The following is a 16251-nucleotide window of genomic DNA, read 5'->3' on the forward strand; positions in this document are numbered from 1 at the left end:
CACGCGAACGATGCGCCATGCCGGCCTGTACCGCGGCCGCAGAGCGCGCCAAAAGCGCGACTCTCGGCCGGAATGGAGCGGTTGTAACGACCGTGGACGGCGGCCGCCTCATGACAACGGTGGTAACGTCCGGCGCTTCTGGAACATCATCGGGAAAGTGCGGTTTCGCGCGGCTGTGGCCGCGCGAAGGTCAGCGTCCGATCGCGCGGATCGGCGGCAGTTCGATCGGCGCCGGCGGTGGGATCAGGCGCTGCACCGGCGCGCTGACCGTCGGCATCACGTCCCGCCGCTGATCCTTCAACAGGCGCGCCACACCCTCGGTGGTCAGCGGCCGGCTGAACAGGAAGCCCTGGATGCTGCTGCACCCCTGCGAACGCAGCGCCGCAAGCTGCTCCGAATCCTCGACCCCCTCGGCGGTCGTCTCCATGTCCAGCGCGCCGGCCAGATCGACGATCGCCCGCACGATCGCGGCCGCGCCGACATCGTCGGCGACGTTGATCACGAAGCTGCGGTCGATCTTGATCTTGTCGAACGGGAAGCTGCGCAGATAGCTGAGCGACGAATAGCCGGTGCCGAAGTCGTCCAGCGCGATCCGGCAGCCGAGCGCGTGCAGCTTGTGGAGCAGATCGAGGGTCGGGCCGCTGCCCTCGAGGAAGATCGACTCGGTGATCTCGATCTCGAGCCGGTGCGGATCGAGCCCCGAACGCGCCAGCGCCTGCACCACGATGTCGGCGAAACCGGAATTGCGGAACTGGATCGCCGAGACGTTGACCGCGACGCGCAGCGGGTCGGGCCAGCGGATCGCCTCGCGGCAGGCCTCGTGCATCGCCCATTCGCCCATCGCGACGATGAGGCCGCTCTCCTCGGCGACCGGGATGAACTCGGCGGGAGAGACCAGTCCGCGCCGGGGATGCTCCCAGCGCATCAACGCCTCGAAGCCGCAGATCCGATCCGCCTTGAGATCGAAGATCGGCTGATAGTCGAGCCGGAACTGGCCATTGTGCAGCGCTTCGCGCAGATCGAGTTCCATCTGGCGGCGCTGGCGCGCGGCGGCATCGAGGCCGGGTTCGAAGAAGCGGAACACGCCGCGCCCGTCCTGCTTGGCACGATACAGCGCGAGATCGGCATTTTTGAGCAAGGTGCTCGGTTCGTGCCCGTCGCCCGGCGCGACCGAGATGCCGATGCTGAGCCCGGTCAGGATCGAGTGGCCATTGGCGACCACCGGCTCACGCAGCGCATCGAGAATGGATTGGGCGAGCGCGCGCGGTCGATCCGGATCGACCGAGATGCCGACGACGATGGCGAACTCGTCGCCGGACAGCCTCGCCACCATGCCGTCGGAGGCAAGGTTGGAGAGGACTTCCCCGACGACGCGCAGCAGCGCATCGCCCGACGGGTGGCCGAAACTGTCGTTGACCAGCTTGAAGCCGTCGAGATCGAGGCACATCACCGCCACCTGCTCGCCGACCCGCACCGCACGGCCCAGCGCAGCATCGAGCTGCTGGCGGAACAGCACGCGGTTCGGCAAGCCGGTCAGCGTATCGTGGAAGGCCAGGTGCGCGATCCGATTCTCGCGTTCGACGATGCCCGCCGACATCCGGTTGAAGCTGACCGCCAGACGGCCGATCTCGTCATGCCCGATGACCGTCACTTCGGCGCGGGAGCCGTCCTCCAGCGCGCGCGCGGCATCGTCGAGCGCGGCGATCGGGCGCGATATGCTGCCGGCCAGCCGGTGACTGCCCCACAGCACCAGCAGCAGACCGGCGAGGCCGGACAGCACGATGCCGATCTGCAGCGAGCGGAACGGCGCCAGCGCCTTGATCAGCGGGAAGGTCAGCAGCAGCATCGCATCGGGCGCGGTGCCGGTGGACGCGAGCGGGCGGGCCAGCGCGATGGCGCGGCCGGAGGACAGGCCGAGCAATCCCGGATGCATCTCATGCGATCCGTCGGCCGCCATGAAACGATCGATCGCGCCCGCCGGAACGGCAAGCCCGCCGGTCGCCGGCATCCAATGCCCGCCATCATCGTGGCGCAGGATCGTCGCGGTCAGCGGGATTGCGGAGAGCCGCTCCAGCGATTGCATCTCGCCCTCGTCGAGGCGGACGGCGAACACCACCCAGCCGATCTCGGTCGGCGCGAGGATCGGCGAGACCACCATGCGATAGACGTCTTGCCCGCTGGTCACGACCGCGCTGTTGCGCCCGGCGGCCAGCTTGTAGGGGATCGCGGCGACGTCGCGGCGCAGGGTGGCCGCGCCATCGCCCGTCACGTCGCCGTCCTGCGTCACCACGAAGGCATAGGGGACACCGACACGCTGGCGCAGATTGGCGAGCGCGGAGAGGATCGTCGCCTGATCGCCGCTCGCCACCGCCGCGCGGAAGCCGAAGTCGCGCGCCATCACATCGGCGGAATCGGCCAGCGACTTGGCCCGCAGCGCCCACAGCCGGTCGAACACGCTGCTCGATGTGACCAATTCGGTCCGCACCGAGCTCTGCGCATGGTTTTCGATCATCACCTGCCCGATCAGGCCGATGCTGAGCATCGCGATCGCGAACAGCCCCGTATAGAGGACGACCAGCCGCGTGCGGATATGCCCGAAGCGCGGCCGGCGGAAGCTTTCGAAGGCCAGGCGCAGGCGCGACATCACGGCGTGCTCACGACCTTGCTGAGACCGGCAGGCGTGATCGTGACGGGCTGGGCCAATTGATTGCCGGGCGCCCGCATCGCCGCCGACCAGACCGTCAGCGTCGCATTGCCCGCCGGCACGTTGGCGATCGTCACCCGTCCGCTGGCGTCCGTCTTGGCCGCGTAGGGCGTATCGACGACGACGATGAAGCCGGACATCTGATCGTGGATGTTGCATCCGATCGCGACCACGCCCGGCTTGTCGAACACCACCGTCCGCGCCTCTTCGTGGCCGTAGAGCTTCAGCTCGAACTTCTTCGGCTTGGAGAAGGAATAGACGTGGTGGCGGACATTATCCATGTTGGGAAAGGACACGCTCGCCCCCACCGGCACAATCAGCACATGGGGATCGAAGGTGATGTTCTGCTGCTTGACCACCGAAGGCCAGGGAAAGGTGATGCGGCCCGCCGCATGGGCGGAGACGGTCACGACGGCATCGGCGACCGGCGCCCCGTCGGCGCCGCGCACCTGCACCTGCACATTGCCCGCAGTCGCTGCCGTCGCCATCAGGCTGAGGCCAAGAAGCGCAATCCATTTCGTCATCGACCACGCCAATAGTCGGAGGTGGTTGAAGGAGCGTTAAACCAGAGGAGTTTACGGGGCAGTAACCACGGATGGTGCAAGGGAGGGCCTAGAACAACGGTTCAAAGGGAATCCGCATGGCCTCGCGGCTGTCATGGTGGTTGGGAATAATCGTGGGATCCGCCCTGTTCGCAGGCCCCGCGCAGGCGGGCAGCGAGATGCGCGCGGGCGGCAAGCTGGTGCTGACCAACGGCGTGAGTTCCGTCGAGGGCGCCGCCGGCGGCGGCCTGGCGACATGGGCGCTGATCGGCGGCAACGATACGACGGACGGCATCGGCGGCAGCGCCCACGTCACCTACGTTCCGCTCTCGGATTATAGCCTGACGAGCTACGGCGCGGCGGTCTCGGCATTCGACCGGATCGAGCTCTCCTATACGCGGCAGGTGTTCGACACCCACAAGATCGGCCCGGCGCTCGGCCTCGCCAAGGGCTTCACCTTCGATCAGGACGTGTTCGGCGCCAAGGTGAAGCTGTTCGGCGATGCCGTATACGGCCAGGATACGATCCTGCCGCAGGTGTCGGTCGGCGTGCAGTACAAACATGCCAATCGCGGCGCGGTGATCCACGCGGTCGGCGGCGCGCATGACAGCGGCACCGACTTCTTCGTCTCGGCGACCAAGATCCTGATGGGGCAGAGCCTCATCCTCGACGGCACCATGCGCGCCACCAAGGCCAACCAGTTCGGCCTGCTCGGCTTCGGTGGCGATCGGCACGATCATTATTCGGCGCAGTTCGAGGGATCGGCGGCGCTGATGCTGACCCGCAAATTCGCGGCGGGCGTCGAAGTCCGCACCAAGCCGGACAATCTCGGTTTCGCCAAGGAAGATGCCGCGTGGGACGGCTTCGTCGCCTATGCGATGACGAAGAATGTCTCGCTCACCGCGGCCTATGTCGATCTCGGCTCGATCGCGACGGTGAACAACCAGCGCGGCGCCTTCCTGTCGCTCCAGACCAGCTTCTGAGGGATATCCCGATGCTCCCCCTCCTCTTCTTCGTCACTGCCTCGGCCGTCGTCCCTTCGGCCACCGTCCCGCCTGGCGAGCAGCCCGTCGATCCCTACACCCAGAGCGATGCCAATGCCGGCGCGACGGCCTTTTCCGGCCAGGGCATGTGGCACAGCTTCCACGAACAGGCCGGCGTCGATCGCATCGTCGACGGGTTCGTCGACCGCAACGTGGCCGATCCGCTGATCAGCGACATCTTCAAGGGCCAGGATCTCGTCCGCCTGCGTCGCACGCTGAAGGAGCAATTCTGCTACATTCTGGGCGGCGGCTGCGCATATTCGGGGCGCGACATGAAGGAATCGCACAAGAATCTGGGTGTGCAGGCGAAGGACATGAACGCCCTCGTCGTCAATCTCCAGAAGGCGATGTCGGCCGAGAAGGTGCCGTTCGCCGCGCAGATGCGCTTCCTGTCGAAACTGGCGCCGATGAAGCGCGACGTCGTCACCCGCTAGGCGGGGTCCGGCGCGCGCGGACTCAGGGCAGACGCCGGGCGGAGCGGATCAGCACGGGCCGAACCATCTGCTGCCCCGCCGTCTCCTTCGACCAGCCGCCGGGGAAGGTCTTGGCGGCGAGCATCTGCCGGACGATCGGCATCCCGCTGGTGACATGGCCGAAGGCGGCGTAGCCCGGATCCTTGCGGGTCGCGTCGAGATATTTGCCGTCGCCGACCACGATGAAGAAATCGCCGGTCGCCGTGCCGGGATCATCGCGCGCCATCGAAATGGTGCCGTCGACATGGTGGAGCCCGGTTCGGCTCGTCGGCTCGTGGCGGATCGGCTTCAACACGCGGGTCATCATGTTGTTGGTGCCGCCCTGCACGAAGCCTTCCTTCGGCTTTCCATCCGCCCGCGCCGCCCGGTAGAAGGTCATCTGGTCGAAACGCTTCTGATCGACATAGGCGAGGAAATTCGCGGACGTGATCGGTGCATGGCGGGTATCCAGCGCGATTACGATGGGGCCGAGGCTCGTCTCGATCTCGACCCGCGCCGGCTGAGGCGCGGCCGCCCCCACCGAAGCGAACAGGATCAGCACGGACAGCAAGATACGGACAGTCATGCGCGTGGCATGTCGCCATCCCGGCCGATCGGCAAGCCCCGGCGGAAGGAAGGCCGGAGCAACATGCTCGGCACGGTTCCGATCCGGCCAAGCAGGCCCTTCGTGGGAGCGCTCCGGTTCAGGACGCGCCCGCATCCCGTAGGGCCCCGCGATCGGCCTTGACCGCCGCGCGCCTGCCCGGCCCGGCTCTCAATCCGATCAGCGGCCGCAGCCAGCGGACCTCGCGCCCCCCCAGATAGAAAATCCAGCACCCCGCCATCGTCGCGGCGACCAGAATGACGAACCGCGCCAGTGGCCCGGTAGCGGTCGACAGCAACCAGTAGCCGACGAGAATGATGATCGTCTGATGGATCAGGTAGAAAGGGAATACCGCTTCGGCGAGCAGCGGCCGCCATTTGCTGTCGAAATTCCAATAGCGATCGGCGACCCCCATCAGCGCGATCATCGCACCCCAGGATTCCAGGGAACGCGCGAAGCCGTGCAGGGGCCATAGCGCGGGCGGCGCGATCCGCAGTCCATAGGTGATCTCGAACCAGGCCAGGATCAGCCAGCCGATCGTCGCGCCCGCCGCCGCCCAGCCCCACCACCGGGCGATCGCGGCACGCAACGGCTCCGATCCCCGCAGGAGATAGCCGAACAGGAAAACCGGGAAATAGTTCGCATGGGCGCCCCAGTCTCCGTAGAAGAGATGATTATCCTCCCAGCCCGGGCTGAACCAGCCACGCGCGATATAGACGAACAGGACGCCGAGCGGCAGCAACCCCGGCCCCGCCAACAACAGCTCGCACGCTCGTCGCCCAGCCCTGCGGACCACCGCCGGCAAGGCCAGGATCAGGCACAGTGCCATCGTATATCCCAGCAGATAGACGATGAACCACAAATGCATCCATGTCGGCACGATGACGCCGTCGATCGAACGGAAGCTGTAATAATCGTGGAGCAGGAAGCTGCCGAAATCCTGCCGATAGCCATAATGGGTGATCAGCCAGACCCATGGCTGCGGCGTCACCAGCACCGCCATGCCGAACAGCAGGGGAATCGCCAGCCGCGCGATCCGCGATCGCAGGAAGCCGCCGATCCCGCCCTTCTGGCGGGCGAACAAGGCGGCGCTGGCATAGCCCGACACCGCGAACAGCAGGGATAGCCGCCACGGATTGGTCAGCAGCATCGCCACCGTCGCCCATGCGATCGGCGGGTTCGCATCCTTCACCTGGAAATCCCACGGCACGAAGGCCATGCCGACATGATAGAGGATGAGCAGCTGAAACGCACCGATGCGCAGCCAGTCCATCCCGTAATGCCGGCCTTGCGCCTGGCCCATCATGCCGATTCCCTCGATGCCGATATCATGTCCCGGGGCTGCCTAGCAGCGAGGTGCCGTAGCACGGTAGCCCCGAGTGACGATCGTCGAAGGACGCCCGACGAAGCCGGGCCGGTGGTGAAGACGATGAGAGCGAGCCGAACGCCGCGCCGGATTCAGCGCGACGCCCTGATGAAGGCGGCAACCTGTTCGGCCAGCGTCAGCGGGTCGAACGGCTTGGTGATGACGCCATCGGCGCCATGCCGCAGATAGTCCGCGATATCGCGGGAACTGGCTCGCGCGGTCATCAACACCACGGGAACCCAATGGTGGGATTCCTCGCGGAGGATGTCGATGAAATCGAGTCCGCTCATGCCGGGCATCATCAGGTCGGTCAGGATCAGATGCGGTTGCCATTCGCCGGTGCGGAGCATCTGAAGGGCTTCCTGCCCCCCTTTCGCGCTGCGCGCCTCGATCCTCTTATCAAGCCCGAGCGCGAGCAGGGCGATCTGCGCGATATCCCAATCGTCCTCGATCAGGAGAACCCTGCTCGACTGTTCCTGATTACCGGGCACAACGGGTCCGTTCGGACGTTTTGAGACCAGCGAATTCGTGGATCATGCCCAACCTCCCGCGATCGCCACCGAGTTGCGTCCGGTCGAACGGACCCAACTCGTCCCATCCCCCCTCCGGCCTCAATAGCAGCATCGGATCGGCACCGAAACAGATGGCATTGTCCAACGGTTCCAACTCCAGCATGATCTCACGATAAGGGATGTCCGCGAAGCTGAAATCCTTGCGCCCCATGTCGCGCCAGCCGAGGCTCGCCCACAACGGAACCAGATCGGCGCGGGAGTGCGCGTAGAGCTTGCGATAGCCCTTGCGCCGGCAATGCGCGATCGCCGCCGCCGCCAACGGGCGGGTCACATGATAGCGCCGATATTCCTTGCGCACCGCCATGCGCTCGACCTTGGCGAAATCGCCGAACCATCGGATGCGCAGGCAGCCGGCGACATCGCCATTGACGGTGGCGAGCAGATGCGTCGCGCAGAAATCATTGCCGTCGAACTCCTCCTCATACAGCGGGAACTGCTCGGCCATGTAGACGGCGGAGCGCACCGCGAACACGCGCGCAATATCCTCCATGGTCCGCGCGACCTGCACCTTGATGCTCGGCCGCCGCAGCTTCACCATCGGCAGCGCGACCAGCAGCCAGGGCGGCGCCGACGGATAGAGGTCGCTCGCCGGCTGGAAGCCGACCGCATTCTGCATCCGGGCGGAAACGGCCGTGACCGCGCGAGAGAAGACCGGCAGGCCATCTGCCGCCTGTTCCTCCATATGGGCCACCAACCGCATGCACTGGCCGATCTGCTGCGGCGCCCAGACCAGCCAGATATAGATGGACGCCGCGATTTCGCCGGGCCTCGCCAGCCACGCAAGGTCGGGCTGCGCGCCCGAGAAGCGGCCGTCCAGCATCGCGGCCGTGCCCGCCTCGTTGAGCCGCAGGAAAGCGATCAGCTGGCGGGCGCCTGCCGCACTCGCTTCGGTGATCTGGAATTGCGCCGGGTCGATCGCCCGGACGGCATCGATCACGGCATCCTCGGCCAGCGTCATCCCTTGGCGCGCAACGGCGAGGATTTCGGCGATTTCCTGCCGTTCGGCAGGCCGGATCGGCCGGTTTTCGGCATGATCCGCCCAGCGATAGAAGGCCGGTTCGAAGCGACGCTCCCGCGCCATCTCAAATCCCGCCGCGCGCCGCATGTTACCCATGATTCCGCCCTTGGTCCGTGCTACCCATGAACGGGGAGACTAACGATGGAGCCACGGCGGCCGCCCATGGAGAAAACTGACACCCCTGTTCAGTCGCTGAACAGCGGTCGCGCCGCGTTGACCGTGCCGGAAGATGCGCGATGGGACGATCTGCGCGTGGCGATCATCCTGAGCGAGGCCGAGAGCTTTCGTCAGGCCGCCGAACGCTTGGGAATCACCGTCAACACGGTGCGGGCGAGACTCGATCGGCTGGAGGCCTCCGTCGGGGTCCGGCTGTTCAGGCGATCACCCAAGGGCGTCGCGCTGACCTCGGCCGGGCAGGATCTGGTGGCCGCCGCGCGGCAGGTGCAGAAACAGGTCGGCAGCGTTCATCTGCGCGATGACGTGCCGCTGATATCCGCCGGAGAGATCAGGCTCGGGGTAAGCGAGGTTCTCGGCGTCTTGTGGCTCGCCCCGCGCCTGGGGGCGCTGCAAAGCCGGATCGGCACCCATGCCGTCCACCTCAGTTGCTCCTACGATCATCAGCGCGATCGGCATTTCGAAGTCGATATCGAGCTGACGTTCAAACGCTCCGAAAATCCCGACATGATCTGCGCCCGGCTGGCGACCACCCATTTCATGCTGTTCACGTCCGACCGCTACATCGCCCGCCACGGTCGGCCGGACACGCTTGCCGACCTGACCAAACACCGGTTCATCGAACAGGTGGCGCCCGGCGTGAACTCCCATATTCTGGATTTCCTGGTCGGGACCGACCATGCGGCATCGTTCACGCCCTTGCGGATGAACTCGGGGCTGGCGCTGCTGTCCGCCGTGGAGTGCGGCGAAGGCATCGCCATGATGCCGACCTATTGCATGGCGCTCCGCCGGGATCTGGTGCCGCTGGATCTGCCGGTACAGCTTCGCTTCGATATCTATCTGAGCTACGCGGCGGATCTGCGCAACGCCCGGCCCATCGTCGAAACGGTGGAATGGCTGCGCGGCATCTTCACGCCGGTGAAGCAGCCCTGGTTCGCCGACAGCTTCACCCATCCCCGCGACATGGATTTTTCCCATGCATCGGACAATGACAGCGGCGCGATCTTCGCGATGCTGGACAACGCCATACGCTGATCGCGCACGGAAGGCCGACATGCCCTCCGTGCGCGGAAACGTCAGCCGACGAAGGCGCGCTCGATCACATAATGGCCGGGCTTGGCGTTCGAGCCTTCCTCGAAGCCGAGCGCATCCAGCATCGCCGCCTGCTCGCGGATCATCGCCATGCTGCCGCACATCATGATGCGATCTTCGGCCGGATCGAACTGCTTGGGGCCGAGGATCGGGCCGCCGAACAGCGTGCCGTCCTCGATCAACCCGCCGATCCGCGCCGAGGTGTGGAACGGCTCGCGGGTGACGGTCGGCACATAATGGAGCTGGGCCAGCGCCTGCTCCTCGACCAGCGGATCGCCGGCGAGCTGGCTCTTCAGCTCGTCATGGTTGGCGAGATCGCTGACCCGGCGAACCGAGTGGACGACGATCACCTGCGCGAACCGCTCATAGATGTCCGGATCGCGGATCAGGCTGAGGAACGGCGCGAGGCCGGTGCCGGTGGCGAGCAGGAACAGCCGGCGGCCGGGCAGCAGCGCATCGGCGACCAGCGTGCCGGTCGGCTTGCGGCCGAGGAACACCGAGTCGCCTTCCTTGATGCCCTGGAGGCGCGAGGTCAGCGGGCCGTCCGGCACCTTGATCGAGAGGAATTCCAGTTCCTCGGCATAGGCCGGGCTGGCGATCGAATAGGCGCGCAGCAGCGGCCGCTGGCCATCCGGCAGGCCGAGCATCACGAACTCGCCCGAGCGGAAGCGGAAGCTCGCCGGGCGCGTGATCGAGAAGCTGAACAGATGCTCGTTCCAGTGATGGACGCGGGTCACCGTCTCGACGCTGAGCGCGCCGGTCGGCGCGAGGGCCTGGACTTCGCTCACCGTCCGAGCTCCATCACCATGCCCGCGAACGAGGCGAAGCCGCGTTGCGAGGGGGTTTCCATGGGGTGGTCGGCGAACGAATACATGCGGGTCTCCGAGTCGGTATCAGGCTTCGGCGGTGGACGGGACGAGCGACGCTCGAGCATTGCGCCTTATCAAACGTCGCACTTCCGGCATAACAAGCATTGCTGCACATGCGCAGAAGGCGACATTTATCGCGATCGTCGCCTTATGGTCGCGCATTTGGTGGCTTGCGCCCGGAAACGCAAGCACGATGCGCATCGAAAGCGGGTCAGTAGACGACCACCGAACGGATGCTCTCGCCGGCATGCATCAGGTCGAATCCTTTGTTGATCTCGTCCAGCGTCAGCACGTGGGTGATCATCGGGTCGATCTCGATCTTGCCGTTCATGTACCAGTCGACGATCTTGGGCACGTCGGTGCGGCCCTTGGCGCCGCCGAACGCGGTGCCGCGCCAGTTGCGGCCGGTGACGAGCTGGAACGGCCGGGTGCTGATCTCCTTGCCCGCTTCCGCCACGCCGATCACGATGCTGGTGCCCCAGCCGCGATGGCAGGCCTCCAGCGCCTGGCGCATGACATTGGTGTTGCCGGTGCAGTCGAACGTGTAATCCGCACCGCCGTCGGTCAGCGCGACGAGATGCTGGACGATATCGCCCGCCACGTCCTTCGGGTTGACGAAGTGGGTCATGCCGAAGCGGCGCCCCCATTCCTCGCGATCCGGATTGATGTCGACCCCGACGATCATGTTGGCGCCGGCCATCCGCGCGCCCTGGAGCACGTTCAGGCCGATACCGCCGAGGCCGAACACGATCACATTGTCACCGACCTGGACCTTGGCGGTGTTGACCACGGCACCGACGCCGGTGGTCACGCCGCAGCCGACATAGCAGCTCGTCTGGAACGGCGCGTCGTCGCGGATCTTGGCGACGGCGATCTCGGGCACGACCGTGAAGTTCGCGAAGGTCGAGCAGCCCATATAATGGAAGATCGGCTGGCCCTTGTAGCTGAACCGGGTGGTGCCGTCGGGCATCAGCCCCTTGCCCTGCGTCGCGCGGATCGCGGTACACAGATTGGTCTTGCCGCTCAGGCAGGACTTACACTGCCGGCATTCCGGGGTGTAGAGTGGAATGACGTGATCGCCGGGCTTCACCGACGTCACCCCCGCGCCGACTTCGCGGACGATGCCGGCCCCCTCATGGCCGAGCACGCTGGGGAACAGGCCTTCGCTGTCGAGCCCGTCGAGCGTGTAGGCGTCGGTGTGGCAGATGCCGGTCGCCATGATCTCGATCAGCACTTCGCCGGCCTTGGGGCCTTCGAGATCGAGCTCGACAATTTCGAGCGGCCGCTTCGCCTCGAACGCCACTGCTGCCCGCGTCTTCATCACCGTCACTCCCATATAGCGACCCGCTGCATAGGAATGTCGGCCCGTGAGCTCAAGCGGGCCATGACGCGCATCGCTTTGCCACGCGGTGGCGCGGTGCTAACGCCGCCGCGATGAAGCGCCCCACCTCGATCGGCATCATACTCCATGATTTCCCGCTGGGCGGCACCGAGCGGATCGCGCTGCGTCTCGCCCAGGCGTGGTGCGAACGCGGCATCGCCGTCACCCTGTTCGTCGGCGCGGACAGCGGCCCGCAGCGCGCGCTGGTGCCGCCAGATGCACGCCTGATCTTCGCCGATCCAGCGATTCCCCGCAGCCGTGGCTCCCGCCAGCGGCTGGGCCGGGCCGCAGCCCGCTATTTCACCGTCCACCCGGTCGATGCGATCTTCGTGATCGGCAATTTCCACTGGGCCATCGTGCCGGCGCTGGCCGGCATCGCCAGCCGTCCCGTGATTGGGGTGCAGGTCAGCTCGCCGCTCCACATGCCGCAGCGGGGACGGCTCCGCCAATTCGTCTTCGAACGCCGGATGCGGCGCCTGCTGCAGCGCGCCGACCTGCTGATCGCGATGGGGGAGACGCACCGCCGGCAGGCCGACGCCATCACCGGCCGGCCGATCGCGATCACGATCCCCCTGCCGGCGCTGGACGACGACATCGGCCCGGCCCGGCCGGCGCAAGGCAGGACCATCCTCGCGGCGGGCCGCCTCATTCACCAGAAGGGCTTCGATCTGCTGATCGCAGCGTTCCGCCAACTCGATGATGCCGCCGCCCGGCTCGTCATCGTCGGAAGCGGCCCGGAAGCGGACAATCTGGCCCGGCAGGTCGCCGCCAGCGGCATTGCCGAGCGTATCACGCTGGCCGGCTACCAGCCCGATATCCGCCCTTTCCTGGACGAAGCCGCGCTGTTCGTCATGCCCTCCCGCTTCGAAGGTTATGGTGCGGTGATCGTCGAAGCGCTCGGCGCCGGGCGGCCGGTAATCGCCACCGCCTCGACCCCGGCGGTGGACGATGTACTGACCGACGAGGCCTGCGGGATCGTCGTGCCGGCAGAGGATGCCGCGGCGCTGGCCGAGGCGATGAGGCTCATGCTCGACCGCCCTGCCCCTGATCCCGCCCGGCTCGCCGCGGCGGTGTCCGCTTATCATCTGGGCAAAGGGGCAGACGCCTATCTCGATGCCTTCGCACGCAATGCCGTCACACAGGGGGGCGCCCACCGATGATCCGGATCGCCTACATCATCAATTCCGTCGAGGGCGGCGGCGCCGCGCTGCCGGTGCCCTCGATCACCGAGGTGCTGCGCGCGGGCGGTGCGGAGGTCCGCATCTACGCCCTCACCCGCCGCGACGGTCGCGCGGTCGCACCGATGGAGGCGAGCGGGCTGACGGTGACGGTTCGCGACGGGGGCGAGAAGGATCATGTCGCGGCATTCCGCTGGCTCGATCGCCAGATCGCCGCCGACCGCCCGACGCATCTGTGGACCTCGCTGACCCGCGCGACGCTGCTCGGCCAGCTTATCGGGCGCAAGCGCGGTCTTCCCGTCGTGAGCTGGCAGCACGCCGCCTACCTCAAGCCCGCCAACCGGCGCCTGCTCCGCCTGCTGCAACCGCTCTCCCGCCTGTGGGTCGGCGATTCCGATGCGGTGACGCGGCTGACGGCGGAGCGCCTCAAGGTGCCGGCCGAGCGGCTGGTGCAATGGCCGATCTTCCGGGCCGATGCCGCCGCCTCCCGCGCACGGCCATGGCAGGCTGGCGAACCGGTGCGGATCGGCAGCCTCGGCCGGCTCCATCCGGTCAAGGGTTATGACGTGCTGATCGACGCCCTTGCCCGGCTTCCCGCCCATATTCCGCGCCCGCATGTGGCGATCGCCGGCGAAGGCGCTGAACGCGCGACCCTGACGGCGCAAGCGGAAAGCGCCGGCGTGGCGATCGATCTGGCCGGCTATACCGACGATCCGCGCGCCTTCCTGGCCGGGTTGCATGTCTATGTGCAGCCGTCGCGGTCGGAGGGGCTGTGCGTGGCGGCGCATGAGGCGATGCAGGCCGGGCTGCCGGTGGTCGCCAGCGCGGTCGGCCAGCTGCCTTATTCGATCGCGGACGGCCGATCCGGCTTCACCGTGCCGCCCGGCGATGCCCAGGCGCTGGCCGATGCCCTCGCGACGCTGCTGGCCGCGCCCGATCGCTTGGCCGCGATGGGCGACACGGCCCGCGCCGACGTGCTCGATCGCTTCGATCCCGCGCGTTTCGGTGCGGCCGGCCTCGCGATCCTCGAGCGGATGCGCGGCTTCTAGCGCCGGGTCAACTCGCGCTTCGCCAGAACCGCCAGGCTGCGCGGCGACAGCAAGCGGCGCTTCACGTCGACCAGCGTGGCCCCACCCATCGCGGACAGCGTATGCAGCCCGGCATCGAACGGCGCGAACGCGGCGGGCGCGACGATCGCCGGCCCCGCCTCCGCCTCGAAATGGTCGGGATCGAGCCGGCCGATCACCAGCGGCCGGATCGCACCGCCATAGGTCAGCCGGCAATCCTGCACCGGCAGGACGATATTGCCGTCGATCATCACCGGCGTGCCGCCCGGTCGCGTGCTGTCCGTGCCGCGCCGCACCGGGTTTCCGGGATGAGGCCGCCAAGGCCCCGCCAGCCGTTCCGCAAAGGCGAGGAACAAGGCGCCCGTCTTGGTCTGCGCGTCGTCGGCCGCGGCATGGAAGAGCCACCACAGGCCATCATGGAAGAAAGGCGTCGCATCGACCGCGACATGATCGAGCGCCAGGGCGACGGCGCGCTCCCACCGCCACGGAAATTCGACGGCGCGATACAGGGTAAGGCCGCCCGAGCGATGGGCCTCGGGCAGCATATAGGTCTCGCCCTCCGCCTCGAAGACATAGGGGTAGGACAGATGCCACGGCTCGGCCAGCACCTGGCGGCGTTCGACCAGCCGGTGCCCGTCGAAATGCAGGCAATCGATCGTGCCGTGGCGTGTGCGATAATCATAGAGTTCGGCGAACACGAAGCGCTGGCCCCGGCGCTCGAGGCCGAAGGGATCGGCCAGGAAGCGGAGGAAGCCTTCCTCAGGCAGCCAGTGATGGGGGAAGCCCGCGATCGTTCCGGCGCGCAGTACCGCCTCGATCGGGGCTTCGAGGACCAGCGGCCGCCAGATATCCTTGGCAATAGGCATGATCCCCCCCTCCCACGCCGATCGCGCGGCGACAAGAGGATCAGGCGGCGACCACGGCCGGGCGCTTGGCGGGCTGGGCCTGGACGGGCCGCATCGGGATGGCCGGCCGGCTGACCGGACGATCCAGCGCGACCTGGAGTGCGCGCGCCGCACGAGCGGCCGAGGATTCCTTCGTGAGATCGAAGCTGCGGCTGAACATGTCGACCTGCACCGGCCGATAGCGGCCATGCTGGGCAACCGCACGATCCAGCGCCGCCCCCAGATGGTCCGCGTCGCCGATCACCTCACCCGCCTGCCAATGCGCGTAATTGGCATTGTTCCGCCAATCGGCGCCGTGGCTGTCGAGGAACAGGCACGGGCGCGGCCGATGGAGGAATTCATAGACCTGGCTGCTGACATCCCCGAGATAGATGTCGGCAGCGGACGTGTAGGTCATGTCCGTAGAGGCCACGCTGCCGAGATCGACATGGATGTTCGGCGCGGCCAGCACCTTGTCGTCGATCAGGCCGGGGCGATCGATCCGCAGCCGGTCGATCGTCAGCACGAAACGCCGGTGGAACAGCATGACGTGGGGCGCGAAGATCAGATTGTAGCGATCGTCGCGGACGAAATGCTCGAGCACGGCGCGGCCATGCTTGTACCAGGACGAGAGATGCGGCGAGAGGTGCGGATTGTAGAGCACCGTCGGCTTGCCGTTGGCCTGGAAGGGCAGCCGCGCCGGCTCCGCCGGCATCAGATCGAACTTGGGGTAGCCGACCATCGAGAGGCGCTCCGGCGCGACGCCGGCCTCCTGCACCAGCCGCTCGCGGATCTTGGGGCCGGACACCAGGACATGATCGAATTCGGCGCTGCTCTTGTCGAAGCCGATCGCCCGGTCGCCCGCCCCATGGCGGGTGTGAATGATCCGCAGATCCTTCAGGCCATAACGGCTCTTCAGCAGCAGCGAGGTCTTCTCGGCCACCACCAGCGCGTCGAGCGAGCCGAAGAAATCCAGATTGTCGCGATAGATCGCCAGCTTGGCGACCGGCAGCACCGCTTCCAGATGCCGCGCCGCAAACCGCGTGAACGGGCTGCGCAGGCCAAGCTCGACGACCGGGATGTCGACGCCCTGCCCGGCCGAGAGGCGCCGCACCTCGTCGGTCAGCCGCCGGTTGCTGGTCGCGATCACGATGTCCAGATCCGGCGCCTGCCGGGCCAGTTCGATCGCGATCGGCAGCGAATGGGCGACCTGATGAATCTGGTCGTGGTTGAAGAGGAAGCCGATCTTCATAATCTTCCGCGCGCTGACCCTATCGAATGCCAGAAAGACGTAGACGCATCACC

Annotated in this window: 15 protein-coding genes; 5 read left to right on the plus strand and 10 right to left on the minus strand. The window is 66.9% G+C overall.

The window, feature by feature from the left end:
- Positions 1 to 190: 190 nt before the first annotated feature.
- Entirely contained in the window at positions 191 to 2644 is a 2454-nt protein-coding gene (locus tag PBT88_RS15070) for a putative bifunctional diguanylate cyclase/phosphodiesterase (protein ID WP_270076143.1), read from the minus strand.
- Complete coding sequence (locus PBT88_RS15075) at positions 2644 to 3228, minus strand: methylamine utilization protein (protein WP_270076144.1); 585 nt, start codon at positions 3226 to 3228, stop codon at positions 2644 to 2646. The genes PBT88_RS15070 and PBT88_RS15075 overlap by 1 nt, the downstream gene beginning before the upstream one ends.
- 152 nt (positions 3229 to 3380) lie before the next feature.
- Here PBT88_RS15075 and PBT88_RS15080 point away from each other — a divergent pair, with 152 nt between their 5' ends.
- The gene (locus PBT88_RS15080; RefSeq protein WP_270076145.1) at positions 3381 to 4229 is read left to right on the plus strand and encodes a DUF3034 family protein; all 849 of its coding nucleotides are present in this window, start codon (positions 3381 to 3383) and stop codon (positions 4227 to 4229) included.
- Between the two features lie 11 nt (positions 4230 to 4240).
- On the plus strand, positions 4241 to 4723 hold the full coding sequence (locus tag PBT88_RS15085) for a group I truncated hemoglobin (protein WP_270076146.1): 483 nt from the start codon (positions 4241 to 4243) through the stop codon (positions 4721 to 4723).
- 22 nt (positions 4724 to 4745) lie between these two features.
- Here PBT88_RS15085 and PBT88_RS15090 read toward each other — a convergent pair whose 3' ends face one another.
- From PBT88_RS15090 to PBT88_RS15105, 4 genes are all read right to left on the minus strand, one after another.
- A complete protein-coding gene (locus PBT88_RS15090) occupies positions 4746 to 5327 on the minus strand; it encodes a peptidylprolyl isomerase (RefSeq protein WP_270076147.1) in 582 nt (193 codons plus the stop codon).
- A 118-nt stretch (positions 5328 to 5445) separates the two neighbouring features.
- On the minus strand, positions 5446 to 6651 hold the full coding sequence (locus PBT88_RS15095; protein ID WP_326521547.1) for an acyltransferase: 1206 nt from the start codon (positions 6649 to 6651) through the stop codon (positions 5446 to 5448).
- 152 nt (positions 6652 to 6803) lie between these two features.
- The gene (locus PBT88_RS15100) at positions 6804 to 7202 is read right to left on the minus strand and encodes a response regulator transcription factor (RefSeq protein WP_270076148.1); all 399 of its coding nucleotides are present in this window, start codon (positions 7200 to 7202) and stop codon (positions 6804 to 6806) included.
- Entirely contained in the window at positions 7192 to 8397 is a 1206-nt protein-coding gene (locus PBT88_RS15105) for a GNAT family N-acetyltransferase (protein ID WP_270076149.1), read from the minus strand. The genes PBT88_RS15100 and PBT88_RS15105 overlap by 11 nt, the downstream gene beginning before the upstream one ends.
- Before the next feature lie 66 nt (positions 8398 to 8463).
- Here PBT88_RS15105 and PBT88_RS15110 point away from each other — a divergent pair, with 66 nt between their 5' ends.
- The gene (locus PBT88_RS15110; RefSeq protein ID WP_270076150.1) at positions 8464 to 9510 is read left to right on the plus strand and encodes a LysR family transcriptional regulator; all 1047 of its coding nucleotides are present in this window, start codon (positions 8464 to 8466) and stop codon (positions 9508 to 9510) included.
- 41 nt (positions 9511 to 9551) lie between these two features.
- Here the strand turns inward: PBT88_RS15110 and PBT88_RS15115 are convergent, their stop codons facing one another.
- Positions 9552 to 10355 carry a ferredoxin--NADP reductase gene (locus tag PBT88_RS15115; RefSeq protein ID WP_270076151.1) on the minus strand — a complete coding sequence of 268 codons (804 nt, stop codon included), beginning with the start codon at positions 10353 to 10355 and terminating at the stop codon, positions 9552 to 9554.
- A 292-nt stretch (positions 10356 to 10647) separates the two neighbouring features.
- Complete coding sequence (locus PBT88_RS15120) at positions 10648 to 11757, minus strand: S-(hydroxymethyl)glutathione dehydrogenase/class III alcohol dehydrogenase (RefSeq protein ID WP_270076152.1); 1110 nt, start codon at positions 11755 to 11757, stop codon at positions 10648 to 10650.
- A 113-nt stretch (positions 11758 to 11870) separates the two neighbouring features.
- On the opposite strand from PBT88_RS15120, the gene PBT88_RS15125 reads away from it, so the two are divergent.
- On the plus strand, positions 11871 to 12977 hold the full coding sequence (locus PBT88_RS15125) for a glycosyltransferase (protein WP_270076153.1): 1107 nt from the start codon (positions 11871 to 11873) through the stop codon (positions 12975 to 12977).
- Positions 12974 to 14044 (plus strand): glycosyltransferase, encoded by a 1071-nt coding sequence (locus PBT88_RS15130; RefSeq protein WP_326521548.1) that lies wholly within the window; start codon positions 12974 to 12976, stop codon positions 14042 to 14044. The genes PBT88_RS15125 and PBT88_RS15130 overlap by 4 nt, the downstream gene beginning before the upstream one ends.
- On the opposite strand, the gene PBT88_RS15135 is transcribed toward PBT88_RS15130, so the two are convergent.
- Together PBT88_RS15135 and PBT88_RS15140 are read right to left on the minus strand one after the other, a co-directional pair.
- Positions 14041 to 14928, minus strand: coding sequence for a glucosamine inositolphosphorylceramide transferase family protein (locus tag PBT88_RS15135; protein ID WP_270076154.1), 888 nt, complete (start codon positions 14926 to 14928; stop codon positions 14041 to 14043). The genes PBT88_RS15130 and PBT88_RS15135 overlap by 4 nt on opposite strands.
- A 40-nt stretch (positions 14929 to 14968) precedes the next feature.
- A complete protein-coding gene (locus PBT88_RS15140) occupies positions 14969 to 16198 on the minus strand; it encodes a hypothetical protein (protein ID WP_270076155.1) in 1230 nt (409 codons plus the stop codon).
- Between the last annotated feature and the right edge of the window lie 53 nt (positions 16199 to 16251).

This window comes from Sphingomonas abietis (assembly GCF_027625475.1).
GTDB classification, from domain to species: domain Bacteria; phylum Pseudomonadota; class Alphaproteobacteria; order Sphingomonadales; family Sphingomonadaceae; genus Solisphingomonas; species Solisphingomonas abietis.